General features: G+C 42.9%; 24 protein-coding genes. 13 read left to right on the forward strand and 11 right to left on the reverse strand.

The genetic code is table 11. The features are described from left to right. From hutH to hemN, 4 genes are read left to right on the forward strand one after another with little or no spacing between them, the layout of a single operon-like run. Positions 1-1,530: a histidine ammonia-lyase gene (hutH, locus tag R3D86_06570; protein MEZ5757866.1), complete on the forward strand. Its 1,530-nt coding sequence runs from the start codon at positions 1-3 to the stop codon at positions 1,528-1,530. Continuing rightward, positions 1,530-2,297, forward strand: coding sequence for an N-formylglutamate deformylase (hutG, locus tag R3D86_06575; GenBank protein MEZ5757867.1), 768 nt, complete (start codon positions 1,530-1,532; stop codon positions 2,295-2,297). The genes hutH and hutG overlap by 1 nt, the downstream gene beginning before the upstream one ends. Positions 2,298-2,352: 55 nt before the next feature. Further along, entirely contained in the window at positions 2,353-2,595 is a 243-nt protein-coding gene (locus R3D86_06580) for an Lrp/AsnC ligand binding domain-containing protein (GenBank protein ID MEZ5757868.1), read from the forward strand. Positions 2,596-2,655: 60 nt separating this feature from the next. Next, a complete protein-coding gene (hemN, locus tag R3D86_06585) occupies positions 2,656-4,029 on the forward strand; it encodes an oxygen-independent coproporphyrinogen III oxidase (GenBank protein MEZ5757869.1) in 1,374 nt (457 codons plus the stop codon). Between the two features lie 6 nt (positions 4,030-4,035). On the opposite strand, the gene R3D86_06590 is transcribed toward hemN, so the two are convergent. After that, on the reverse strand, positions 4,036-4,476 hold the full coding sequence (locus R3D86_06590; protein MEZ5757870.1) for a MarR family transcriptional regulator: 441 nt from the start codon (positions 4,474-4,476) through the stop codon (positions 4,036-4,038). A 106-nt stretch (positions 4,477-4,582) separates the two neighbouring features. Here R3D86_06590 and R3D86_06595 point away from each other — a divergent pair, with 106 nt between their 5' ends. Beyond that, on the forward strand, positions 4,583-5,572 hold the full coding sequence (locus R3D86_06595) for a fumarylacetoacetate hydrolase family protein (protein ID MEZ5757871.1): 990 nt from the start codon (positions 4,583-4,585) through the stop codon (positions 5,570-5,572). A 49-nt stretch (positions 5,573-5,621) separates the two neighbouring features. Here the strand turns inward: R3D86_06595 and R3D86_06600 are convergent, their stop codons facing one another. The 4 genes from R3D86_06600 to R3D86_06615 all read right to left on the reverse strand — a co-directional run bounded on the left by R3D86_06600 (position 5,622) and on the right by R3D86_06615 (position 10,841). Then, positions 5,622-6,692, reverse strand: coding sequence for a hemolysin family protein (locus R3D86_06600; GenBank protein MEZ5757872.1), 1,071 nt, complete (start codon positions 6,690-6,692; stop codon positions 5,622-5,624). 252 nt (positions 6,693-6,944) lie between these two features. Continuing rightward, positions 6,945-8,036 carry a membrane dipeptidase gene (locus R3D86_06605; GenBank protein MEZ5757873.1) on the reverse strand — a complete coding sequence of 364 codons (1,092 nt, stop codon included), beginning with the start codon at positions 8,034-8,036 and terminating at the stop codon, positions 6,945-6,947. A 90-nt stretch (positions 8,037-8,126) separates the two neighbouring features. Then, on the reverse strand, positions 8,127-9,032 hold the full coding sequence (locus R3D86_06610; protein ID MEZ5757874.1) for a mechanosensitive ion channel: 906 nt from the start codon (positions 9,030-9,032) through the stop codon (positions 8,127-8,129). A 372-nt stretch (positions 9,033-9,404) separates the two neighbouring features. Continuing rightward, on the reverse strand, positions 9,405-10,841 hold the full coding sequence (locus R3D86_06615) for a glycosyltransferase (protein ID MEZ5757875.1): 1,437 nt from the start codon (positions 10,839-10,841) through the stop codon (positions 9,405-9,407). A 681-nt stretch (positions 10,842-11,522) separates the two neighbouring features. Between R3D86_06615 and R3D86_06620 the strand changes: the two genes are divergently transcribed. Next, positions 11,523-12,422 (forward strand): dienelactone hydrolase family protein, encoded by a 900-nt coding sequence (locus R3D86_06620; protein MEZ5757876.1) that lies wholly within the window; start codon positions 11,523-11,525, stop codon positions 12,420-12,422. An 89-nt stretch (positions 12,423-12,511) separates the two neighbouring features. Here the strand turns inward: R3D86_06620 and R3D86_06625 are convergent, their stop codons facing one another. Continuing rightward, on the reverse strand, positions 12,512-12,964 hold the full coding sequence (locus tag R3D86_06625; protein ID MEZ5757877.1) for a hypothetical protein: 453 nt from the start codon (positions 12,962-12,964) through the stop codon (positions 12,512-12,514). Positions 12,965-13,221: 257 nt separating this feature from the next. Between R3D86_06625 and R3D86_06630 the strand changes: the two genes are divergently transcribed. Next, on the forward strand, positions 13,222-13,788 hold the full coding sequence (locus tag R3D86_06630; GenBank protein MEZ5757878.1) for a hypothetical protein: 567 nt from the start codon (positions 13,222-13,224) through the stop codon (positions 13,786-13,788). Between the two features lie 68 nt (positions 13,789-13,856). Here the strand turns inward: R3D86_06630 and R3D86_06635 are convergent, their stop codons facing one another. Beyond that, complete coding sequence (locus R3D86_06635) at positions 13,857-14,981, reverse strand: M14-type cytosolic carboxypeptidase (protein ID MEZ5757879.1); 1,125 nt, start codon at positions 14,979-14,981, stop codon at positions 13,857-13,859. 123 nt (positions 14,982-15,104) lie between these two features. Between R3D86_06635 and R3D86_06640 the strand changes: the two genes are divergently transcribed. Together R3D86_06640 and R3D86_06645 are read left to right on the forward strand one after the other, a co-directional pair. Then, positions 15,105-16,652 carry an oligopeptide:H+ symporter gene (locus R3D86_06640; protein ID MEZ5757880.1) on the forward strand — a complete coding sequence of 516 codons (1,548 nt, stop codon included), beginning with the start codon at positions 15,105-15,107 and terminating at the stop codon, positions 16,650-16,652. 14 nt (positions 16,653-16,666) lie between these two features. Then, positions 16,667-18,214, forward strand: coding sequence for a peptide MFS transporter (locus tag R3D86_06645; GenBank protein ID MEZ5757881.1), 1,548 nt, complete (start codon positions 16,667-16,669; stop codon positions 18,212-18,214). 3 nt (positions 18,215-18,217) lie between these two features. On the opposite strand, the gene R3D86_06650 is transcribed toward R3D86_06645, so the two are convergent. Then, positions 18,218-18,934: a nitroreductase family protein gene (locus tag R3D86_06650; GenBank protein ID MEZ5757882.1), complete on the reverse strand. Its 717-nt coding sequence runs from the start codon at positions 18,932-18,934 to the stop codon at positions 18,218-18,220. Positions 18,935-18,993: 59 nt separating this feature from the next. Continuing rightward, a complete protein-coding gene (locus R3D86_06655) occupies positions 18,994-20,799 on the reverse strand; it encodes an ATP-binding cassette domain-containing protein (protein ID MEZ5757883.1) in 1,806 nt (601 codons plus the stop codon). Between the two features lie 132 nt (positions 20,800-20,931). Between R3D86_06655 and msrP the strand changes: the two genes are divergently transcribed. The 4 genes from msrP to R3D86_06675 all read left to right on the forward strand — a co-directional run bounded on the left by msrP (position 20,932) and on the right by R3D86_06675 (position 24,260). Continuing rightward, entirely contained in the window at positions 20,932-21,888 is a 957-nt protein-coding gene (gene msrP / locus R3D86_06660) for a protein-methionine-sulfoxide reductase catalytic subunit MsrP (protein ID MEZ5757884.1), read from the forward strand. Beyond that, a complete protein-coding gene (locus R3D86_06665) occupies positions 21,888-22,508 on the forward strand; it encodes a protein-methionine-sulfoxide reductase heme-binding subunit MsrQ (GenBank protein ID MEZ5757885.1) in 621 nt (206 codons plus the stop codon). Before msrP ends, R3D86_06665 begins: the two co-directional genes overlap by 1 nt. Continuing rightward, the gene (locus R3D86_06670) at positions 22,505-22,924 is read left to right on the forward strand and encodes a secondary thiamine-phosphate synthase enzyme YjbQ (GenBank protein MEZ5757886.1); all 420 of its coding nucleotides are present in this window, start codon (positions 22,505-22,507) and stop codon (positions 22,922-22,924) included. The genes R3D86_06665 and R3D86_06670 overlap by 4 nt, the downstream gene beginning before the upstream one ends. 64 nt (positions 22,925-22,988) lie before the next feature. Beyond that, on the forward strand, positions 22,989-24,260 hold the full coding sequence (locus R3D86_06675) for an aminotransferase class V-fold PLP-dependent enzyme (GenBank protein ID MEZ5757887.1): 1,272 nt from the start codon (positions 22,989-22,991) through the stop codon (positions 24,258-24,260). Positions 24,261-24,295: 35 nt separating this feature from the next. On the opposite strand, the gene R3D86_06680 is transcribed toward R3D86_06675, so the two are convergent. Together R3D86_06680 and R3D86_06685 are read right to left on the reverse strand one after the other, a co-directional pair. After that, on the reverse strand, positions 24,296-25,264 hold the full coding sequence (locus R3D86_06680; GenBank protein ID MEZ5757888.1) for a DUF481 domain-containing protein: 969 nt from the start codon (positions 25,262-25,264) through the stop codon (positions 24,296-24,298). A gap of 16 nt (positions 25,265-25,280) precedes the next feature. Continuing rightward, positions 25,281-25,874: a YceI family protein gene (locus tag R3D86_06685; protein MEZ5757889.1), complete on the reverse strand. Its 594-nt coding sequence runs from the start codon at positions 25,872-25,874 to the stop codon at positions 25,281-25,283. Positions 25,875-25,915 lie beyond the last annotated feature (41 nt).

Genomic DNA, 25,915 nt, shown 5'->3' on the forward strand with positions numbered 1-25,915 from the left:
ATGTTACTCAAAATAAATCCCGGTCAAATGACCCTGGCAGACCTTCGGGATGTTTATAGACATGATATTAAAATCACACTGGCGGATTATGCCTGGACAGATATCAGCGCTTCAAGAGACGTTGTTGATGATATTATAGCCCGTGGAAAAACGGTTTATGGTATCAATACCGGCTTTGGTCTGTTGGCACAGACATCAATACCGGCTGATCAGCTAACTTTATTGCAATCCAATTTGGTTCTTTCCCATAGCACAGGGGTGGGTAGGCCTCTTGATGATGATGTGGTTCGGTTAATATATGTCCTGAAAGTTTCAAGTCTGGCACAGGGGCATTCCGGTATTCGTGTTTCCACAATGGAAGCTATTATAGATTTTATCAATTCAGGCATTATCGCTGAAATTCCTGAAAAAGGATCGGTTGGCGCGTCAGGCGATCTTGCGCCGCTCGCCCATATGACGTCGGCAATGATGGGGGAAGGATTTGCGCGTTTGAACGGGGAAAGGATGAAAGCAAGTGAAGCTCTTAAGAAAGCAAATCTTAAGCCGGTAAGCCTAGAATCAAAAGAGGGGCTTGCCTTCTTAAATGGAACTCAGGTTTCCACTGCCCTAGCTTTAAAAGGACTTTTTAAAACAGAGGATATTTTTGCTTCTGCCATTGTGGCAGGTTCAATGAGCATTGATGCCCTGATGGGCAGTGTTGCACCATTTGATGCCCGCATTCATAAAGCCCGCGGGCAGCCCGGGCAGATCACTGTGGCGCCCATTTATCTTGACCTGATGAAGGGCAGTGAAATTAATTTTGCCCATCATGACTGTAAAAAAGTACAGGATCCATATTCATTAAGATGCCAACCGCAGGTCATGGGGGCCGTACTTGATCTTATCAATAATGCCGCCAATACCATTCTTATTGAAGCCAATGCCGTCACAGATAATCCGCTGATATTTACTGATAATGGTGATGTGATTTCCGGCGGCAATTTCCATGCGGAACCCGTGGCCTTTGCAGCGGATATGCTGGCCATGGCTCTTTGTGAGATTGCATCAATTTCAGAACGGCGAATTTCAATTATGGTCGATCCGAAAATGAGCGATCTTCCCCCGTTTCTGGTGGAAAACAGCGGAGTTAATTCCGGATTTATGATTGCACAGGTCTCGGCCGCAGCACTGGTATCTGAAAATAAAACCAAAGCCCATCCTTCGAGCATTGACAGCATTCCGACCTCTGCCAATCAGGAGGACCACGTCAGTATGGCAACGTATGGGGCGCGCAGACTTGATGATATGGCCTTTAACAGCGCAACAGTTATCGCAATTGAACTGCTTGCAGCGACGCAGGGTATTGATTTTCGCGCTCCCTATAAAACTTCAGTACCACTTTCAAATTATCAAAAGCATATCAGGGACTATATTCCGCATTATACAGTGGACCGTTATTTTGCGCCGGATATTGAACGGGCAACGGGCATGGTTCTGGCGGGTGATTTTTCTGACCATGTGATGAAAATTTTGCCAAGCGGGAGCATCTGATGAGCAAATTTCATTTTCATCAGGGAAGTGGCCCGCTTCTGGTCAGCATGCCCCATGTCGGTCTTGAAATTCCGGATAAACTTAAAAAGGATATGACAGAAGATGCATTATCTCTTGTCGATACGGACTGGCATATCGACAGACTTTATAATTTTTTAGCCGAAATGGATGTGTCTGTAATTGCCGCAAAATACAGCCGTTATGTTGTTGATCTTAATCGCAGCACTGATGGCAAAAGTCTTTATCCCGGGCAAAAAGTTACCGGCCTTTGCCCGCTGGAAACATTTGATGAAAAACCGCTTTATAAAAAGGGCAAATCGCCTGATAAAAATCAGAGGGTTGAAAGCTACTGGCAGCCTTATCATGATAAAATCCGTAATGAGCTAGGCAGAATTAAGGAAAAGCACGGGCGGGCCATGCTTTGGGATGCTCATTCAATCAAAAGCCGCGTTCCCATGCTTTTTGACGGGCGCCTGCCGGACCTGAATCTTGGGACAGGAAACGGCATTTCCGCCGATCATCTTCTTGTTGAAAAGTTGGATAGGATCATAAGCCAGTCTCCCTATAGCTCTGCCCTGAACGGCCGCTTTAAGGGGGGGTATATTACGAGACATTATGGTGACCCTAAAAAGAATATCCATGCCGTACAGCTTGAAATTTCGCAAGTCGCCTATATGGATGAAGAACCCTTTGCCCGATTTAATGAAGAAAAAGCCAATAAACTCCGTCCGGTTTTAATCAGACTGATTGAAACAATGATTGAATAAAGCGGAAGAGTTTTTTATGATGCCCTGAAATGTAAAACAATACGGGCAAATCACCATGCAGAATATATTCGTACAGGTTAAATGTGAGTTGGGCAAAGTATATGACGTTGCAGAAGCCCTTGTTGATAATATCGAAGAAGCGGAGGATGTATATTCAATTTCCGGTGCCTTTGATCTTATGGTCAAATTTCATCTGGATGAAGAGGTGGATATTGGCCGTTTTGTCAATGAGAAGGTTCAAACCATTCCGGGGATAAAAGATACCTTCACCATAATGACCTTTAAAGCCTTTAAATAATTTTCATTTTTCTGATCTGGATCAATTTTTCAGGATATTATTTTTTCTATAACTTCGGTTATGAAACAACAGAATATAGCTTCAAGACATACGGAACTGGCGCGGCCAAAGCGCCTGCCAAGATATACGAGCTATCCAACGGCACTTGAATTTGGTGCATTGGACGGCCAGATTTATGACAAGTGGCTGAAAAGTCTTCCTTTATGCAAGCCAGTCAGCCTTTATTTCCATATTCCTTATTGTGAAAAGCTTTGCTGGTTTTGTGGTTGCTTCACCACCATCAGCAACAAATATGAACCCGTTAGAAATTTTGTAGATGTTTTAAAGCAGGAAATTATCAGAACCGCCCAAAAAACGGGGCCGTTAAAAGTAAGCCATATTCATTTTGGTGGTGGTTCTCCTTCCATTCTTGAAGCGGCGGACTTTGAAAGCCTTATTGAAACGTTACGTGAGCATTTCAATATTGATGAAGTCGATGAATTTGCCATCGAAATTGATCCAAGGACAGTGGACCGGGAGAAAATATTTGCCTATGCGCGGGCAGGGGTAAACCGGGTCAGTCTTGGTATTCAGGATTTTAATCTAAAAACACAGCAGGCGGTCAACCGTATTCAACCGGTCGAGCTGATCGCGAAAACCATGCAGCATTTCAAAGATGCGGGTATCACCCGCATAAATTTTGATCTGATATACGGACTTCCCTATCAAACTCTTGAAACAATAAAGTCCACGATTGAGCAGACTATGAAGTTTGCCCCAAGCCGAATTGCTTTGTTTGGTTATGCCCATGTCCCCCACATGAAGAAACATCAGAAACTGGTGGGGGATCATTTGCTTCCCACCCAGAAAGAGCGTCAGGAACAGTTTGATCTGGCCAGTAAATTACTTGTTGCAAACGGCTATAAATCTATTGGTCTTGATCATTTTGCTCGGCCCGATGATCATCTGTTTGTCAGTTATGACCAGCGTTTGTTAAAACGCAATTTTCAGGGCTATACGGAAGATAAAGCTGACACACTGATCGGTTTTGGACCATCCGCCATTAGCAGTATGCCTGATGGATACGCACAAAATATTCCAGTGATCAAAACCTATATGGAAAAAATATCCGCAGGTCAATCGCCGGTCGTTCGCGGACTTTTGGTCAGTAAAGAGGATAAAATGTTCCGCAATGTGATTTCCACATTGATGTGCTATTTTGAAGTTGACCCTTTTAAAATCGCGACCACACACAAAATTAATTATGATTTTGCTAAAGAACTGGAAATGCTTAATAAGCTTGTCGCCATAGGATATATGGAGAAAAAACAGACCCTCTATCGTATAAAAGATCAGGGAAAATTATATTTAAGGGCGATAGCAACGGTCTTTGATCAGTATTTTGACCAGTCTTCGGATATTATTGACCGCTGCATTCATGAAAGTGAAGGATAAGGCGTTTCATTCACTGACATAACGTGTCAGTTTATTTAAGATCAGGTCAAGGGCGGCCTGCTCATCCTGATTGAGTGTTTCCAGTAATTTTTGCTCATAATTCTGAACCAGCGGTACAATTTTCTCATACATTTTTCGGCCCTTTTTAGATAATTTAAGTTCTGACCGCCTTTTATCCTCGTCTGAAAAGTCCCGCTTTATAAGTCCGATTTTTATCATATTATTTATGGCCCGGCTGACCGCAACTTTGTCCATCGCGGTTTTTTGGGCGACCTGTCCGGCCGATATGCCGGGTGAAATCCCAAGCACAGCCATTACCCGCCATTCTGTATGCGCAATGCCAAATTTCTCGGTATAAAGCAGGGCAAGGTCCTGGCTGATCATATTGGTAAGATAGGAAAGCTGATATGGTAAAAACGCCTCAAGCAGCAGATCGGATTTGGACATATAAATTATTTCCTGTTTTATCTTGCAATTAGTTACATATGAAACTATTATAGATTTATGAAAATCATTCGTCAATAGACCATAAAGCCAAGGAAAGAGCAACCTAATGAAACTGGCATCACTCAAACACGGAAGAGACGGCAAGCTGGTCGTCGTTTCAAAAGATCTTTCAAAATATGTAAGCGCAGAACATATTGCGCCAACGATGCAGGCGGCATTGGATAACTGGGCAGATGTGGAAGCGGATCTTAAAGCGCTTTATGATGCCCTTCAGTCTGGTGAGCTCTCCGGGGAAGGGTTTGACCCTGCTTTATGTGATGCGCCGCTGCCGCGGTCATACCACTGGGTGGACGGTAGCGCTTATGTCACCCATGTTGAACTGGTCCGAAAAGCCCGTGGTGCCGACTTGCCACCAAGTTTCTGGACCGATCCGCTGGTTTATATGGGGGCGTCCGATGCGTTCATTGGCCCGCGAGATGATGTGCTTGCTGGCTCCGAAGACTGGGGTATTGATTTTGAGGCTGAAGTTGCCGTAATCACCGATGACGTTCCGGCAGGAGTCAGTAAAAAGGGCGCGAAAAAACATATCAAACTGCTCAGCATTCTGAATGATGTTTCACTTCGAAACCTTATTCCGGCTGAGCTTGCCAAGCAGTTCGGCTTTTATCAGTCAAAACCGCAGACGGCTTTTGCCCCCGTATTTGTGACCCCTGATGAACTGGGCGATGCGTGGGATGGTTGCAAACTTCATCTTCCGCTTCATGCAATCTTAAATGGTCAGAAGGTCGGCTCCCCCAATGCAGGGATTGATATGACTTTTGACTTTTGCGATCTTATTGCCCATGCTGCCAAAACACGCGCATTGATGGCCGGTACTGTTGTCGGCTCTGGCACCGTTTCCAATAAGGGATCAAATGATGGCTCCTGCTGCCTTGCAGAAGTCCGGTGCCTTGAAACTATTGCTGACGGCAAACCCGTGACCTCCTTCATGCGTTTTGGCGATCGGGTTGAAATTGATATGTTTGATAAGGATGGCAATTCAATTTTCGGCCGAATTGATCAACGGGTCGTAAGATTTGATGTTCCTGCCGACTGATCTGTGCAAATATATACCAATTAAAAGTCCGCTTTGCCAAAGCGTACAATCATTTATTTTCTGTATCAAGAATGTCGGGGTCTAACCCCATTAATGTCATTCGGTTCCGCCATTGTTCATGTGCAAGAGCTTGCATATCTTCAACTCTATCCGTTTCATCAGTGATCTCCAGACCGATTAATGCCTCTACAATATCTTCCTGAGTGATCAGACCCTGAACTGTCCCAAATTCATCAATCACCAGGGCCAGGTGACTTTTTTCATGCATCAACAAATCGAAAACATCGGATGTATTGCGGCTATCTAAAATCAGCAAAAGTTCACGTCGAAATTCTGACAGGGGTTTATCAAACTGATCCTTGGCTTGAGCGATAAGCAGATCTGTTTTTAATACATAGCCTTTTATATTATCACGGGAATCATCATAAAGCGGTATCCGCGAAAATGGTTTATCATCATGCATTGAGAAAAATTCTCTTACCGTCATTGTGGAAGGCATTGCAAAAATCACGGGGCGAGGTGTCATAATCATCCGTACCGATAGTTTTCTAAGGCGCAACAAGTTGATAACGATTTTCAACTCCTTGGGCTGTAGCAATCCTTCCTGGGCCCCTATTTCTGCCATAGCCTTTATCTCAGCACGACTGAAGGTAGCGCCATTACCATTTGAGCTGGAAATCAGCCTGGTCAACTTTGCAGACATCCACACAAAGGGAAATAAAAGCTTAGTTAGAAACTCAATTAATATTGCAAAAACGGGTGCGAGCTGCTTCCAATAATTCGCCCCTACTGTCTTTGGTATAATTTCTGATAATACAAGAATTAGTAGGGTCAGAATTGCAGAGGTGAGACCTAAATATTTATTGCCAAAAAGCAAGGATGCTTGTGCGCCAACGCCAGCTGCGCCAACTGTATGTGCAATGGTATTTGCGGTTAATATCGCAGCCAAAGGGCGGTCCAGATTATTGGTCAATTTTTGCAATATTTGAGCAGACTTTCTACCCTCATTGTTCAATGCCGCAACATAAGACGGGCGGACAGACAACAAAACTGCTTCAGATATCGAACAAAAGCTAGAAACAACCAAAGCCAGCAATAAATATGTAATTAAGAGGGTCATATAATAATTTTTTCCTTAAATGTTTGATTGCTGATAAATATAAATAAATATTTATGACCTGTTTGCCAAACATAATTACCAAAAAGCGGGATAAGCCCATAGAGAAGGGATACTGTTCTCGGACCCGGAACAGCACCCAACAAAGGCTCTAATGATGGTTTCTGTTGCCTTGAAACAATTGCGAAAAGTGAGCGTTTTAAGATCTCAATTGTTCAAAATTCTGAATCATCCTATTAAATTCTTATAATGATTCTAAAAATTAAGCCCGGTCACTTTCTCCGCATCATCTTCTGATAAGCCGCGCTCAAGAAGTTTATCCCAAACCACTTCCATTCGGCGCGGTGAATTAAGCTCTTCAAAATAAAGAGGGACGCGGCGAATATCAAACCGTTCGCCCTGTTCGCGCTGCATTTCGGCAAGATAGTCGTCTGTAACAACAAGGCGGCGATGATCACGGTCTGACCCGATACCCACATGATCAATACCCGCCACATTAATCGCATGCATGATATGATCGAAATACAGCTCAACCATGCCATAACGTTCCAAAGTCATAAAAGTGCGCATTTGCGTTATCCCTGCAACACCTCCCTTATCGGCGAGATTTTTAAAAACCACATCCGGCATCGCCCGTGGGTTTGAATAAAGTGAATCACAGGTGGTATGGGAAATCTGGATCGGCTTTTCAGAAATTTCAATAGCATCAAGCGCCGTTTGAACATTTGAATGGGAAAGATCAATCATCATGCCGATATCATTCAGTTTCTCAATTAATAATCCGCCAAAATCAGTAATTCCGGAACCATGTTTTTCCATGCAACCGGAACCGACCATATTCTGATAATTATAGGTAAGCTGGCAGGTACGTTGCCCGATCCCGTAAAAGACATTCACATTATCAAGATCATGCATAAAATGTTCTGAATTTTGCGTCAGATAAAAAATTGCCAATTTTCCTTCGGCACGGGCGCGGTCAATATCGGCCGATGAAGTCGCTTTAAGGTAATATTGTGATTTTTCCTTGATATAGTTATCGAACCATAACATTTCTTCCAGGGCAGATTGGAAATTTTGTTCAACTGACTGGTTTTGTTGACGCGGATTACCGCATGTTACTGAAATAGCCCGAAGACCAGAGGCGATAATTTCTTCAATAAGTTCATCTGTAAAAGTATCGCGTATTTCCCCCATCGCATCAAACATTAGCGCATTTCTTTTTGGGTCCCACGGTTTACCGACCAGCGCACTTCGACCGTCATTTGTCAGGATGGTCTGTGCGAAAGTCGGCACAGTTGCCATTACAGGCAGAGCGGCCGCCCCGAATATAAAATCACGTCTTTTCATTTAGATTATCTCCAATATGTTATTTTAAGGACCTTCAATCAAATAATTAATACAAAAATGTTGAAGGTATTTATTAATTTGAAGGATGATTTACTTCCCTTGTTTTTGTGTATTTAATTTTGATGCTTTAACTCTTTGTTGATGGACAAAAGTGAGAAAATCCTGTGTTATCAATGTCCCAGTTTTAAGAGCCTCAAGAGTTGGAACAAAAATTCTAACCGTAAATAAATTATGGCCAACATCCGTTGTTTTAAGAAAAAATTGGGGCTCAATATCAGCAAATTCAACGCCGGCTTTTATTTCAATGCGGTCTTTAAACTTGGCTGCTTCAACAGAATAGGGAGCATAATATTTATCCGTAATAATTTTTAATTGTTTCATTAAAACAGATGGGTCAACATCCATAAACTGCACCATAATTGGCACATCATGATAGACATAACGTTTATTGAAATTAGCATTTTCTACATTCACCGTTAAAAAGCGGCTGTTTGGAATTTGCATTGTTTTGCCTGTGAACTGATAGCTCTGACCTTTAGCATCAATTTGTTCAATTAAAGTCGTCATCGTTGTTATCTTCATTACTTCTCCCGTCACCCCATCCACGGTGATCCAATCCCCTATACCAAAAGGATGCGAAGAGGCCCTTAAAAAACCTCCGGTTAAACACATTAGTAGTTCTTTGGTTATCAAAACGACAGCAACAGCAACGGCCGTTAAAGACAAAGCAAAAGTATGAAGCTGAGGGGCCCAAATTAAGATTAGTGCCACTATGATACTGATACTGATCCCATTGTTAATCCGATTGATCCATTGGCGCTGGTCTTTGTTTAATATTTTGGCTTTCTTTCTGATGAAATGAACAAGCGCAAATCTTAAAATCAAAAGCGAAATGATTAATATTACGGTTGTTATACTCCCTTGAATAAAAAGCGGTTGGTTCATAGCCTGATAAACTGCTTCTTCGACAGCATTATTTATTGTTTCGTTTTCCAATGGAAATCTCCGGGGGGCTTGCGCGCTTTTTACAAAATATTGTGGGTTTATATAATTTACATATCTTAGAGGGAAATAAAAATATACTCAATAACTCCAAATAAAATGTTCTTCTAATCTGCAGACTGTCAAGTCTATCTGGATATATAAGGGACAGAAACACGTTTCCAAATTTTATAATAACCAATATTAAAAAGGTCATAATTAATTTGTAGATTTGTCCGCTCAACGCCCATAACAGGGCATATTGAGTATCTTAGAGATATTATACCAATGGAGAATTCGCCTTACATTAAAGGTTTAATTGGGCATTAAAGTTTTAATTGGGCCAGTTCAAAGATTAACTTCTTTACTGACCCAATCATATAACTTTTACCCTTTCGAGAATGCGGTCGGTAAATTCGGAAAGAACGGTGTCCTTGGTGTTTTGTCATTGGGCATGGTGCGTGTCAGCCAGTTTGAGTTGCTGGCGGTCAGCATACCCCAAAGCGGTATCCATGAAAGGCAGAACATCCAGTATAAAGTATAAGGCAGAGCCCAGCGGAAACCAAATGTCGTGCGATGACGGAGGTAATAAACAATGCTTGGCATGATGGACGCAAAGACGCAGGCCAATATAATCGCAAAGAATGTATTAATGCTATACATGACCAGTGCTGTCAGTAACGCTATTTTCAGGGCTTCAAACACCGTCATACGGATCATTTGTGTTACTGTGAACAGACGGATCCAGTTGGCACCTTCGCCCCGTTTTCTGAAATCCTTAAAGACATAATTAAACATGACCAGGCTTTCACGGACGTTGCTTCTGGCCCAGCGGGTCAGCATACGTCTTAATGACCCGAAATTGGTTGGTGCTTTGGTAAGCACAACCGCGTCCCGCTGATAAACAACCCTGTGACCATTTGCCAGGACAAGATTTGTCAGCGCACGGTCTTCACCGATCGTGGCAGGTTTGCCCATAAAGGTCTGTTTTGACCATTCATCAAGCAACGGCATCAAAACCGATGTCCGGTAAGCGGAAAGTGCCCCTGGAGTACAGAAGACACCGCCATACACACTTTGGCCGGCGCGTATAAAATCAAATGCACAGGTGAAGGATACCTCAAGAATTTTTGGAATTATCCCGGATTTAAGATTAAGGACACGAACATGGCCGGCAACAGACCCCACGCGTTGGTCCGCCACAAACGGGCTGGCCATATTTGCCAGAGTGTCAGGCAGTACTTCTGAATCTGAATCTATCGTAATGATAACGTCACCAGTTGCTTTATCAAACCCTGCCATCAGGGCGGCCCGTTTACCTTGGTTATAAGGTTGTTTTATAATGGTGATACCACCTTCAAATTCATTATAGGCGGCATTAATCCATAGCCACGTGTCATCTTTGGACCCGTCATCAACGCAGATGACTTGCAGAAGGTCTTTTGGGTAATTGCTGGCCATTATGCTTCTGACAGTGTCAAGGACCTGGGATCCTTCATTATAGGCGGGAATGACAACTGTAAGTGTGGGCAATTTTTCTGAAGGCAGGAGGGCAAATGCCTTATATCTTAGGGCGAAGCTGACCTGCCATATAAGCAATAACATACCAAATGCAAAAAGCATTATTCCAAAAATATCATACCAGAGCGATAGCTGGAAAAATGAATTGTCAAAAGGAACGATTGGGGCCGTGATCTGCCGATACATTAAAACAATGGTGATTATCGCCAGAGCAGATAATAAGGGGAGATAAAAACGGTCGGCATTCCGGCGCGTAGATTTATCTATTTCGTTATTTTGAAATTTTAGCAATTCTTTCAGCACGTGTATTTTTCTTCCCGTAAACATTGATTAAATTAACCATATTCTTTGTATTGCTTACTTGTATAAAAACATTAAGTCGCATTTAAGGAGACATTAAGTCACAAATTAGGCGAACGTTATAATATGGCACTCCACAGCTCACTGACGCAGAGCCAAAAGCGACAAAGAATTTTTGTGAAATTTAAATGTAAAACAATAGGTTAACTTGTACCATTAAGTATCTGATGAGAGAATCGCTGGTGCAGGCGGCGATACAATAGCACCGATATTTTTTAAATCAAGCGCCATTTATTAACTAAAAAACTTGATATTCTCAGGGCTGGTTTAGCAAGTTAATATAGTCAAATTAAAGGGTCAGGAATTAATTTTTAAATTTCAAAAATTAACTATATATTCTTATGCCAATTACTTGTTCGGGTTGCCATTTTGGCGACTATTATACTATATTTTTTGTTAGGTCGTCATCAAAGCGTCAATATTAGCAATACTTATAAAATCATCTGAAACCTCCGATTATGTCATGTTCGAATTGCAATTTTCTGGATTTCAGGTACTCTTCCTTTTGGTGGGGTAGCAAATGATCATGAAACCGATAAATCAGGTTATTCAATAGGGAGCGGTTCATGATCATCATAAAGGTCGAGACTTTATGAGATATGGTAATCGGATGAAAGGACGGACATGCAAAATAATTCAAAATTCAAAATTCCTGAAGAAGCCTTTGACTGGTATGATGCCTATGCCCATGGCATGATGGATCGCCGCGAATTTATGGATCGGCTGGCAACTTTGGCGGTTGGGGGCGTTACAATGGCGATGCTAACAGGAGCATTAATGCCTGACTATGCTCAGGCCGAGCAGGTTTCATTTAATGATGAAGCGATCAAGGCAACTTATGCGACTTTCCCTTCACCAGATGGATATGGGGAAGGGCGAGGTTATCTGGTACAGCCAAGCAGCCTGGCAGAAGGGGACAAAGCGCCGGCTGTATTGGTGGTACATGAAAACAGAGGGCTTAATCCCTATGTTAAGGATGTTGCACGACGGCTTGCCAAGGCAGGTTATCTGGCTTTTGCCCCTGATGCCCTTTATACTCTTGGCGGATATCCGGGAAATGATGATGAAGGACGTGCTATGCAAAGCAGTCTTGACCGCTCAAAGATTGAGGCTGACTTTATCGCCGCCGCTCGATTTCTGAAATCTCATGCCCTTTCAAGCGGGAAGCTGGGAGTAGTAGGGTTCTGCTTTGGTGGTTATATCAGTAATTTTCTTGCTGCAAGCCTGCCAAATGATGTTGATGCCGCCGTTCCATATTACGGTACGCCGCCACGCAATGATATTGTCGGCAATGTTAAGGGCCCGCTTATGGGGCAGCTGGCAGGGCTTGACGAACGTGTTAACTCAAGCTGGGCACCATATGAAGAAGTGCTAAAGGCGAATGGTGTTAAATACGAGAAATATGTGTATGAAGGTGTTAATCATGGCTTCCACAATGACAGCACTGGCCGTTATGATGAGAAAGCAGCAAATCTTTCATGGGATCGCACCCTTAAATTCTTTGCAGAAAATTTAAAAAGCTAAGAATATTTTTAAAAATCGGACATATAAAAAAAGCCTCACTTAATTTAAGTGAGGCTTTTGACTATTCAATCAATAAAAATATAGAGGATTTATGAATTTTCTTGGTGACAGCTTACACAAGCCCCTGAAATTCTACCGGCCATATAATAATTGGGGGTTTTTCTTTCGGCATTCCATTTTGCACGGCTTACGTCCGCTTTGAATTTATCCATATTTTCGACAAGAAACGGGTGTTTGGAGTTAAGATCACGATTTTGAATACCTTCAACAATACGCTCAATTTTATCCAGATTATCGACAACAGATTGCTGATATGCAGGATTTTCATCGTCTTCACTCGAAAGATCAGCATCTAACCTTAATAGAGCAAAAGCAAGTTGATGCATACCAGAACGTAAATCTTCTCCATTGGCATAATCAAAAGGTGGCGGACTTGCCACTTGTGGGAAACTATCCTCATTCCCGTTACAGGATGCCAGTGTTAAGGCTGCCCCTGTCAGGATAAGGAATTGGAAGAAAGTTCTGTAAATGCGGCTATTCATAGTTATTAACTCCTAAATCCGGCATTAAATTGCCAGTATTGAAAATTGTTATTATTTTGATTCTAGCCGATTAATATCAAAATAGGAAATATAATCAAAACATTATATGGAACAATTATAAGAAATATGCCCTAAATTTCTCCATAAGAGATTTCATATTAAAAATCATCATAGTTTTTCTGATAATTCCCATTCATTAGATAGAATAAAAATATATTCTTGAAAGTTCAAATTGTTTAAATTAATCTCACCGAGCTATGGAACTGGTGCCAAATAGAGAATGTGGTGACTGCACGGTATGTTGCCAACACATCCCGATTAATCAACCCGACTTTGTCAAATTGCCCAATGTCAAATGTGAGCATTTATTAAAGAAGGGTGGATGCGGTATTTATCAAACTCGTCCCGCTACCTGTGCAGGCTGGTATTGCGCATGGAGGCACAGTGAAGTTCTAAAACAAGACTGGAGGCCGGACAAACTGGGAGCTTTGATTGAAATTTCGCTCAATGGAATTCCGCATGATTTTCAGGCTAAAGAAGGTATTGTTATAAAAATTTTAGATAGGAAAAAAGCCTTCTCAAATGACGACTTTATAAAATTTATCGCTATTATGGTAAATCGTGGAACAGCCATAACCCTTTCATATGGGGTGGATCCCGGTTTTACGGCTGCTTCGACATTTTTAAACAGAACACTTAAACCGGCTGTAGAAATAGGGACTAAGGTAGCAGTAATGAACGTTTTAAACCGGATTATGGATGACCTTGAAAAATTTCCGAAGAAAAAATATCGGATTGAAGACGGAAAGCTTGTGACAGATTAAATCTGTAATTTTCAGTCTGAATCTTTACCCGCTTAAGAAATATGCAGATAATGTTCCTGATCTTATATTTAAAGCCTTTCTAAAATTGCAGATAAGGCATCAAGAGTGCTATAGCCGAGTTTTCTGCTGCGCTCCGGTGACCAGCCTGTTTCCGGATTGGGGCTTTCGACAGTATCTTTGAATGGCATTTCCAGTGTCATGGCGACAGCATCAAAGCGGTGGGCAATTTGGTTAGTGCTCATGCCGAGATTTCCCTTACCCGGTTCATTTTTCTCATATCCCTTTTCATTCTGAAAATCCGGGTTCACCTTTTCCAGTTCCCGGCCGAACAAATAGGCGGTATCAAGGTTAAACTGGTTTAGTTCAGGAACCCCTTCAAAACAGGCGATGAAATTATAGGGAAGGGCCTCATCCCCATGACAGTCCAGCGAGAAATCAAGTCCTTTTTCATCCATCTTAGCCCGGAGATAATAAATTTCCGGGCTTAATTCCGGATCAGGATCGGCCCAGTCCCGGTTCAGATTTTGCCCTTTAGCATTACATCTTAAATGACCACGTATACTGCCGTCAGGGTTCACATTTGGCATCACATAAAACACACATTTCTCAAGAAGTTCCCTGCTTAAAGCATCGTCATCATCAAGCAGGCGGTCCAGAACCCCTTCCACCAGCCATTCTGCCATACTTTCTCCCGGGTGCTGACGGGCAAAAATCCATATTTTTTTCTTATCTTCACCCTCTTCGCCAATAGTCAGCAGATCAAGATCCCGACCATCACAACTTTCGCCGATCACTTCAAGTCTGACCCGCTCATGAGTAGCGGCGCTGGAAACCAGTTCCTGATGTCGGTCATAACTGTAGGGGGCGAAATAAGCATAATAAACGCTGTCGGTTTCCGGCACATGCTGGATGGTAAGGACCCCGTTTTTATAGACGGTACTGACCCGGAACCACGTTTCATGATCATAGGAGGCAACAGCCTGATAATTTTCCCAACCAAGCGGATAGGCGGCATCCGCTGCATTTTCAATATTAAGGGCACAAAGCTGCCCTTTGGCGCCGGTCAGTCTGAAATGAAACCATTGATAAAAATGCGAATTGTTATCTTTATTAATCGACAGACGAATATTTCCCGGGGATGTCGCATCAATAACATTGATATTGCCGCTGTCAAAATTACTGCTGATTTTCATTATGATCTCTCTTGGTTAATGTATGGGATAATTTATAATCTTTATTGTTATAAACGTAAACGTGACTTTTCATTTTTCTTCTGGCAAAGTAACCAGCAACAAAAAATAATATAGGGAATAGGGATGTCTCAAAACACCGAAGATATGTTTGCCGGCTCACAAAGCCGTAATTTTATGGGTCACCCGATCGGGTTATCCATTTGTTTCCTTACTGAAATGTGGGAGCGTTTTTCCTATTACGGAATGCGGACAATCCTGATTTTATACCTGACCAAATACCATCTGTTTGATGTTGAAGATGCCAGTATGATCTATGGTGCCTATGCGGGGCTCGTCTATATGATGCCAATTATCGGTGGCTATATGGCAGACCGTTATCTGGGAAGCCGCAAGGCAGTGACATATGGTGCAATATTGCTGGTGCTCGGTCATGGCCTAATGGCGTTTCACGGCCAGGCCGCGTATATGGCGGGTGATGAAGTGATGCGAGATGAAGGGGCAATAAATATATTCTTTCTGGCTCTTTCCCTGATCATTGGCGGGGTTGGCTTTTTAAAAGCCAATATTTCAACAGTGGTCGGGGCACTTTATGGTCCCAATGATCCAAGAAGGGACGGTGGTTTTTCCATATTTTACATGGGGATCAATCTGGGTTCATTTTTTTCTATGATCATCGTCGGCTATGTTGGTGAAACCTATGGCTGGAATTATGGATTTTCAATTGCCGGGATTGGTATGTTTTTTGGCCTTCTGGTATTTCTCTGGGGACAAAGATTTCTTGATGGGCGGGCGGAACCGCCGGAACCTGAAACCTTAAAGGAAAAATCACCAATTGGTATCAGCAAGGAAAACACAATTTATCTTTTTGGGATATTTCTAGTCATTGTTAGCTGGGTGATGATGCAGTATGACCAGATGGTCATACAGCTTGTGGGTGTTTCCGGCATTATTATGATCGGACTGGTGCTTTTTTATTCGGTTACAAAATGTGAAAAAGTCGATCGTGAACGCTTATGGGTCGCGATTTTTCTTATTGCCATACAATCGGTTTTCTGGGCCTTGTTTGAACAACAGGCCGCCAGCCTGACGCTGCTGGCAGATCAGCAGTTTAATCTGTCATTTCTGGGAATGAATATTCTGGCTTCTCAGGTTCAGACAATGAATGCACTGTTTATCATTCTATTTGCACCTGTAATGGCCTGGGTCTGGCTTGCACTGGCGAAACGTAAGATTGAACCATCAACACCGGCAAAATTTGGATATTCATTACTTATTATCGGCGCCGGCTATGTCATTTTTGCCTGGGGGATGGGACTTGATGACAGTACGTCAAAAAGCTTCCTTTGGCTTATTTTTATCTATTTTATGCTCACTTTGGCTGAACTGTTTTTGAGCCCGGTTGGACTTTCCATGGTGACAAAATTAAGTGTACCCAAAATTGTTGGCATGATGATGGGAACGTGGTTTTTATTCACGGCACTTGGCAATAATGTTGCCGGTTGGATTAGTTCGCTCATGGGCAGTGATGAAGTCGGTGCCGCCAGCGGCACCCTGGATATGGCTTCAACCATGGAACTTTACTATCTTATTGGCTATGCAAGTGCGGGTGTCGGTATTTTTATTCTCATCCTGACCCCATTGCTCAGAAAAGGAATGCACGGCGTTCATTAAGGGTTTAATTCAAAATGACAGACATGAACATGGACCTTTATGAGGGGTCTCAAAAGAGAACTTTTCTCGGTCACCCAATCGGGATTTACATTTGCTTCCTGACTGAAATGTGGGAACGTTTTTCATATTATGGGATGCGGGCACTTCTGATCCTTTATCTGACCAAATACCATCTGTTTGGCGCTGACAAGGCCAGCATGATCTATGGGGCCTTTGTCGGGCTTGTTTATATGATGCCCATTATCGGCGGTTATCTGTCTGACCGATATTTGGGAAGCCGCAAGGCAGTTACATACGGGGCCATACTCCTTGTATTTGGGCATGGGCTAATGGCATTTCATGGACAGGCGGCCTATATTTCAGGTGATACGGTTATCCGTGACGAGGCGGCAATTGATGTCTTTTTCCTTGCACTTTCACTTATTATAACCGGCGTTGGGTTTTTAAAAGCCAATATCACAACGGTGGTGGGTGCCCTATACGGCCCAAAAGACCCTAGGCGCGACAGTGGCTTCACCATTTTTTATCTGGGCCTTAACCTCGGGGCTTTGATATCCATGCTGATTGTCGGTTATGTGGGTGAAACCTATGGCTGGAACTACGGTTTTTCAATTGCCGGGATCGGCATGTTTTTTGGTCTGATGGTATTTTTATGGGGCCAGAAATTATTGGATGGCCACGCTGAGCCAAGTAACCCTGAACGGTTGAAGGAAATTGCCTTTGCCGGTATCAATAAGGAAACGGCTATTTATATAGGCGGGTTTGCCCTGGTTATCGTCAGCTGGTTTTTAATGCAATACCAACAGCTGGTCGGGTTTTTTCTTGGGGCATCGGGATTTATCATGATCGGGATAATTCTCGTTTATGGGTTTATGAAATGCTCGAAAATTGAACGTGAACGACTGATGGTTATGTGTTGCCTGATCGTGTTTCAGTCTGTCTTTTACGCTTTGTTTGAACAGCAGGCGGCCAGCCTGACCCTTCTGGCGGATCAGCAATTTGATAAAAATTTATTCGGTTTGCAAATAAAAGCATCTCAGGTTCAAACGATGAATACCCTTTTTGTCTGCCTGCTGGCGCCAGTCATGGCCTGGGGCTGGCTGGCTTTGGCGAGGAAAAATCGTGAACCCTCCACGCCGGCTAAATTTGGTCTGGCCATGATTATTATTGGCTCAGGGTATATGATTTTTGCGACCGCTCTTGGTGGTGATCACAGCACTTCAAAAAGCTTTCTATGGCTGGTCTTTATCTATTTTTCACTCTCCTGGGCAGAACTGTTCATTATCCCCGTTGGACTTTCCATGGTGACAAAAATGAGCGTTCCAAAAATTGTTGGTATGGTCATGGGAACATGGTTCTTATTTATGGCTGTGGGAAATTATATGGCTGGCTGGATCAGTTCCCTGATGGGCGTTAGCGGTCATGGGGGACAAAGTGCATTACTCGATATGGACGCGACCATGGATGTTTATTCTACAATCGGCATGGTCAGTATCGGGGTCGGGCTCTTCATTTTTGCCCTGACACCACTGCTCAGAAAAGGAATGCATGGCATACACTAATGGCTAAAACACCGTCATAATTTCATCAAGCGGCTTTTTCCATTTGGCATGGGCTGGTACTGTCGCATCCTCCGCCGGATGGCCAACGACCAAAATCATTTCTGGTTTCTCTGATGCGGGTCGATCGCAAAGCTCATTTAAAAATTTCATCGGATTTGGCGTATGGGTCAGCGTGCTTAAGCCGGCATGATGAAGTGCCGTGATCAGGAAACCAGTGGCAATGCCGACAGATTCGTTGACATAATAATTTTTATATTTACGTCCATTACGATCAATACTCGTCCTTTGGGCAAAAATAACGATCAGCCAAGGCGCCGTGGTTAGGTGCGGCTTACTGTCATTGGTGCCGATCGGCTCTAGCGCACCGAGCCATTCATCACTGGCCCGTCCAGCGTAAAAGGTTCTTTCTTCTTCTTCGGCCGCTTCCCGTATTTTCTGCTTATGATCCGGATTTTCTATAATTGCAAAATGCCAGGGCTGATGATTGGCACCGCTTGGAGCTAGTCCCGCTGCTTTAATACAATTTTCAATAATAATCCGGGGAACCGGACGGGTTGAATAGTTGCGGACTGTGTGGCGTTTCTTCATCAGCTCATAAAATTCTTCTGATTTTCTGATCATTTCCTCATCGCTCATTTCCCAGCGATGCGGAATGGGGAGTTCCACATAAGTATGGTCAAGCGGTATGGAAGAACGGTATTTCTCATCTGTATCGGACATGGTCACCTCCGGATAAAAATTCTAAACTGTTATGATAATAATAGAGGTTGCAATTGCAACTAATTTATTTCTTCGCGCATTATTTCCAACTCAAGCCATTCTTCTTCTTTTTCATGAAGGAATGATGTCAATTTTTCCAGTTCTTTTGTCGTCTGATTAAAGGCTTCAGGATCTTTATTAAAGAAATCCGGTTCAGACAGTTTTTGTTCTAGTTTTTTAACTTTTCTGGTTATGTCATCAATTTCTTTTGGCAGATTTTCAAGGGCAAATTGATGCTTATAGCTTAATTTTCTAGCCTTTGGTTCGTTCTGATTTGCTGGCTTCTTTTCCTGTTTTACTTTTTTTTGTGAGGTCTCATTTGGAATATCTATGCGGTTTTTTCGCTGACGTGCATAATCACTATATCCGCCAGGATATTCACGGACATCGCCGTTTCCTTCCATGACAATGGTCGATGTAACCAGTCTGTCAAGAAAATCACGGTCATGGCTAACCAGAATCAAAGTGCCGTCATAATCGGATAGCACATCCTGCAAAAGATCAAGTGTATCCATATCCAGATCATTTGTTGGCTCATCAAGGATCAGAAGATTTGCTGGCTGCGCCAGAGTTTTTGTAAGAAGCAGGCGGTTTTTCTCGCCCCCTGACAGGGAACTTACCGGGCTATGTGCTTGCGAGGCATCAAATAAAAAATCTTTGATATAGGAAATGATATGTTTTGAATGACCACGCACCATAATATGATCACTGCCATCGCTTAAAGTTTCCCAGACTGTGTCTGTGTCCTTTATCAGGCTGCGGTTCTGATCAAGAAAAGTTGTATCAAGCTTTGTACCAAGCTTTATAGTGCCCTGGTCCGGTGTTTGTTGCCCGGTCAGTATGCGTAGTAATGTGGTCTTTCCAGCACCATTGGGGCCAATAATGCCAATCCGGTCACCACGAAGTATTTTGATCGAAAAATCTTTTAGAATGGTTTTATCCCCATAACGAACACTGACTTTATGGGCTTCAATTACTTTTTTGCCGGATGTTTTGCCACTGTCTGTTGCCAGTTTTGCACTGCCTGTTACAGCGATTTGTGCGGCCCTCTTTTCTCTTAATTCCCATAACTGTCGCATACGGCCCATATTTCTGGTTCGTCTTGCTGTAATGCCCTTGTGCGACCATTCGGTTTCCTTTTCAATCAGTTTGTCCAGCTTTGCCCGTTCGGTCGCTTCCTGTTCAAGAATTTGCTCAGACCATTTTTCAAAATGGGAAAATCCTTTATCAAGACGTCTTACCCGACCACGGTCCAGCCAGAACGTGGTATTGGTTAAGGCGTTCAGAAAAGCACGGTCATGGCTGATGATAACCAGGGCTCCACGCCAGCTTTTTAATCTGTCTTCAAGCCATTCGATCGTTGCAATATCAAGGTGGTTTGTCGGCTCATCCAGCAGCAATATGTCCGTATCACTGACAAGCGCGCGGGCAATGGCGGCTCGTCTTCTTTCGCCGCCGGACATATTTTTTGTTTCAAGATTTGCACTCAGACCTATTTCTTCAAGCAATATATCCACTTGAAAATGGTCTTCGGCCGAGCTTTGAACAAGCCCGGACGCCACATAATCATGGGCCGTATTAAAGCGGGATAAATCAGGGTCCTGCTCAAGATAAGTGACATGGCAACCCGGTTTTATGAAACGCTCTCCACTATCAGGTTCAATTGTGCCATGGATTATTTTCATAAGCGTGGATTTACCTGCCCCATTCCGGCCAACAAGTGAAATACGGTCTGTTTCCCCTATGGAAATTTCAGCATTGTTAAAAAGCGGTTCAGGACCAAATCTTAAAGCCATATTGGTTAAAGTCAGGAGTGGAGGGGCCATTTAAAAACTTTCTTATTCGTCACGCTTATGCCAATAACATAATTGTGATAAGCTGTTAATAGCTTCATAATAAAAACGGTTATATATCTTTTGAATGTAATATAGAACAGCTCAAGTTTGTTAGGTAACACTATGTTGATAAAGATTAAAAATTCATGGGAAATAAGCGAAAATGAGGTCACCTCACAGTCAGACTATTTTTCCAGACGCGAAATTTTAAAAGCGGCCGGATTTATGGGTGTTGGCGCTGCCACGAGCCTGATGATACCGGGTTCTGCATTGGCGGATGACGGTTTGAAGGTAAAGGCCAACAACTATGATGGCCATGAAATACGCGGCGAGCTGACTGATATTCGCGCTGTTCAGGGCTATAATAATTTTTATGAATTTGGTATGGAAAAAGATGATCCGGCCAGAAACAGCCATAGCCTGATTACCGAACCCTGGACAGTGACTGTTGATGGTAACTGTGAAAATCCCGGGAAATTTGCTGTCGAGGATTTGATTGATTTTAATAATCTCGAGGAACGGATATACCGTATGCGCTGTGTGGAAGCGTGGTCAATGGTCATTCCCTGGGTTGGTGTATCCTTATCAGAAGTAATTAACAAACTTAAGCCGACCTCAAATGCAAAATATATCTATTTTGAGACACTGGTTGATGAAGAACAGATGCCGGGCCAGAGGCGTGGTGTTATAAAATGGCCGTACCGTGAAGGTCTTCGGATGGATGAAGCCATGCATCCGCTCACCATAATGGCGGTCGGACTTTACGGTAAAAAGCTTGCCAACCAGAACGGGGCACCGATGCGTCTGGTCGTTCCCTGGAAATACGGGTTCAAGGGTGTAAAATCAATTGTAAAAATTTCATTTGTTGAACGAGAGCCGAACAGCAGCTGGATGCGACTAGCCCCCAATGAGTATGGTTTTTATGCCAATGTGAACCCTGATGTGCCCCACCCACGCTGGTCACAGGCAACAGAGCGTCGTATTGGTGATTTCAGACGCCGCGATACGCTGATGTTCAATGGTTACGGTGAACAGGTCGCCCATCTTTATGACGGAATGAATTTGCGAAGATATTACTGATGATAAAAGACTGGCGACGCGTCCTTATCCATATTCTTTCTCTGCTGCCGGCACTATGGCTTTTTTGGCAAATGTCGTTATGGTACCGGTTTCTCCCCCATGAATTATCGGCAAACCCGATTGAGTATATCACCAAATTCACAGGTGACTGGACAATCCGTTTTCTGCTGATCACACTTAGTGTCAGCCCGATTACAAAATTCACAGGCTGGCGCCTTCTCAAATACAGGCGTGCGGTCGGCTTATATGCTTTCTTTTATGCTCTTCTTCACTTTCTGAATTATATGGTACTTGATTATTTCTTCGATTGGCCTCTGATTTTGGGAGATATTTTTAAGCGTCCGGCCATTACTTTTGGAATGGTGGCTTTTACCTTGCTTATCCCGCTTGCCATCACATCCTTCAAATATTTTATAAAGAAAATGGCTGGAAACTGGCAGAAACTTCATCAGCTTATTTACATTATTACTATTTTTGCGGTCATTCATAATTACATGATGGTGAAAGCGGATGTACTTATACCCGTTATTCATGCTATAATTCTCGCCAGTTTGTTATGTATGCGGGTTTATATAAAATTTAATAATCGTAAAGCGAGCAACAAAAAACAATTGGCATGAAGCAATTTACAAATGAAATTACTTTTCAGACAACAGGGTCCAGCCTCCTTGATGTAACCGGTCCGATTAAAAGTTGGGTTGACGATCAGGACATATCAAAAGGGCTTCTTACCGTATTCATCAAGCATACATCCGCCTCTCTTGTAGTACAGGAAAATGCTGATCCCGATGTGCTGTTTGACCTAAACAGCTATTTCAGAAAACTGGTACCAGAAGGGGATCAGCTTTACCGCCACAGCACTGAAGGGCCGGATGATATGCCGGCCCATATTAAAGCGGCCCTAACCCAAACCCAGCTTAATGTTCCAATTTCTGATAATGAATTGATGCTGGGACTTTGGCAGGGCATATATATTTTTGAGCATCGTGCCCACGCACATAAGCGGACTATTGCCCTCCATATAATCGGTGAATAATTCCTGTGCATTTTTATTAGGACAGTCTATAAATAATGAAAATTTATTATGACGGGACCGATCAATGGAAAAACTTTTATCCGAAAATAAACTACTAAACACAAGACGCAGCCTTTTAAAAGGGGCAGCCCTTGGCACTCTGGCATTTATGACCGTAGGGAGAACGACTGTTTCAGCGCAGGAAGCTTTTAAAGAGCAAGCCGCAAAAATGACCGATGAGCAGCTATTTGCAAATGTGAGAAACCAGTTAATGTTAAAAGACGGACTGGTTTACCTAAATACAGGAACACTCGGCCCTGCGCCAAAGCTGGTTCATGATAAAGTGACATCACTTATGGAACGTCTTGAAGCCAATCCGGCAATTGAAAATTTTGGTCCCCTTGGTCAGGAAATGGAAAAAACCCGTGGCAAGGTTGCGGCCTTTATGGGTGCGGATGAAGATGAAATTATTCTGACCCGCAATACCACAGAAGGGATCAGCACCGTTTGCTCCGGAATAGATTGGACGGCGGGTGATGAGATTTTGACCACCAATCATGAACATGGTGGTGCGGAAACCGGCCTTGATTTTCTTGCAGCGACCAAAGGGGCAGTGATTAAAAAAATAACCATGCCATATCCGGCAAGCAGTAAAAAACAATTGCTTGATCTGATTAAAGCCAACTTAACACCAAAAACAAAACTATTGCTGCTTAGTCATGTTGAAACAGTGACCGGGTTGAGATGGCCGATCAAGGAAGTGGCCGAACTGATTAAAGGAAAAGATATTCTTTTCATTGTTGATGGTGCCCAGGCTCCGGGCATGCTGAAAATCGATTTGCATGATCTGGGTTGTGATGTCTATGCCTGTAGTGGTCATAAATGGGTTATGGGTCCAAAGGAAACAGGCATTCTTTATTTACGAAAAGAAATTCAGCCACGGGTCAATAATGTTTTCATCAGTGGAGGTTATGGTGTTTACTCTCATTCGTCAGGCACCAGAAATGCACCGATTATTATCGGTTTTGGTGATGTGCTTGACTGGCACATGGCGATGGGTGGTGCACGCATTGAAAACCATTGCCTTAATCTTGCGACCTATTGCCGCAATGAACTTAAAAAAGTAAAAGGGATCAGGATTATCAGTGCAGATGATTCAGAGCTGACCTCAGCTATCGTAAGCTTCAGTTTGCCTGATAATATAAAAAGTGGTGATGTTTTCAGCGCTATGCGGGATAAAAACATCACCATAAAAAGACTGCCTCAATATAATGCTATTCGTATTTCAAATCACATGTTCACGACCAATGAAGATGTCGATAAAATGATAGCATTGCTTAAAACATTTCTGGCTTAAGACCCGCGGAGTTATCACGGGACTTAATTCATAATTTAAAAATCATAAAGAACGCCGATACGGGTAATGGTATCGGTTTTCTTTCTGCCTATCGGTGCATCGCGGTTATAAAGCACATCAAAGGAAAGCTTACCACTCAGGGCACCGCTAACCTTCATGGTATAGGCCGCTTTATTTTCGACCACCAATTTACTGCCAATAAATATTTTGGATTCATTTTCAAAATCACTGCGGTCATTGACATTCCAGGTAAAGAGACTGCTGGCATAACCGGTAATATCTGTTTCATATCCGTCCGTGGCTATCGGTTTGGTCATAAGGACGGCAGGGCCCGCCTCAACATTCCATTTATAGGTATCATTATCAAACACTCTTAAACCATAACCGGCATTCATAGTCAGACGCTTGTTGAACGCGCCGTAACTGTCGCCTTCGAAGCTAGCAAAACCGGTAACATAGGAAATATCACTTATGCTATAATCATTTTTGAAGGATACGCCATAACGCCGTTTGTTAGTAACCCCGTTACTGGTGTTATAATCGAAATAGGTAGCAATTGTCTGCTGATATGGCCCGGATTCCCTGTGCAGTTTTGCCGCTGTTCCAAATGATTTCTGTTGGGTGTTCCCTGTTGTAAACAGACCGTTAATTTCGACTGATTTATCCCAACCTGGCAGAAAAGCTTGTGAAAATTGTTCTGCGCCCTTATCTGAAAAAATAGTTCCTTCCACCGGCGAAGGCGAAGCAGCGGGCGCAGGTGTTGGTTCAGGAGCCGGTTCCGGCATAATCTGCGCGGCGACATTTCTTATTTCAGCTTCATCGTCGGGATTGGCTGCAATAAGAAGCTCAACAAGTGTCTGAAAATCTTTGCCGCCATCTTTTTTTGAGGCGACCATTAGAAGATTGAATTGTTCAGGGCTTATTTCCGCATGTGCGGCAATTGGAATCATAGGAAGGCAAAACAGCCCGACTGCAAGAGCTGTCTTGCAAATGTTGGTAGTCATTATTTTTTCTCTAGTCCTATTTTGTAAATGTTAAGTAAAATGACATGGGGACAACGGACGCAATGGTTTCAAGTCCGGCGAGTTCCCGCAAAGTTTCAATTGAATCAACAAGTTCATAGTCATCAGCATCAATAAACAATACACCTTTAGGGATAACCATAACTTTATTTTCCCCAAGCCTTGTTACGACGAGTGTAACATCCTGCTCAATTTTCTGGCCGACCAGTTCAAGCTGAACAGATGCTTCAACGACCCGGCTGCTGCCGACTGGCTGATTTTGAAAATCCGCTAAATCAACATTACCTGTAAGCTTTGCAGAAGCATTTTCAGCGACCTTAAAAACAATGTCGCGCATACGGCCGTCACGAACCTCGACCTGTGTATCAACAGACGCAAGGGCAATATCAATATTAATCTGACCGCTGTCTGAAATTAACCCGGAAATGGTCTTGAAAGTATTGCTCTCTCCAATCGAGTCATTTTTGATCGTGCCATAGGAAATATTCGAATTCGCAGCATCCAGTTTCCATTCTGCCAATGCGGCATTTGAAAAAAGGGAGGTAGCGGCAAATATCAACAATGTGCCTATTTTGAATTTCATGTTATTCATTTTAATCACCCTGTTCTAAATTGATTATGTTAGTTTATATC

It is taken from the genome of Emcibacteraceae bacterium, assembly GCA_041396985.1.
Taxonomy (GTDB): domain Bacteria; phylum Pseudomonadota; class Alphaproteobacteria; order Sphingomonadales; family Emcibacteraceae; genus Pseudemcibacter.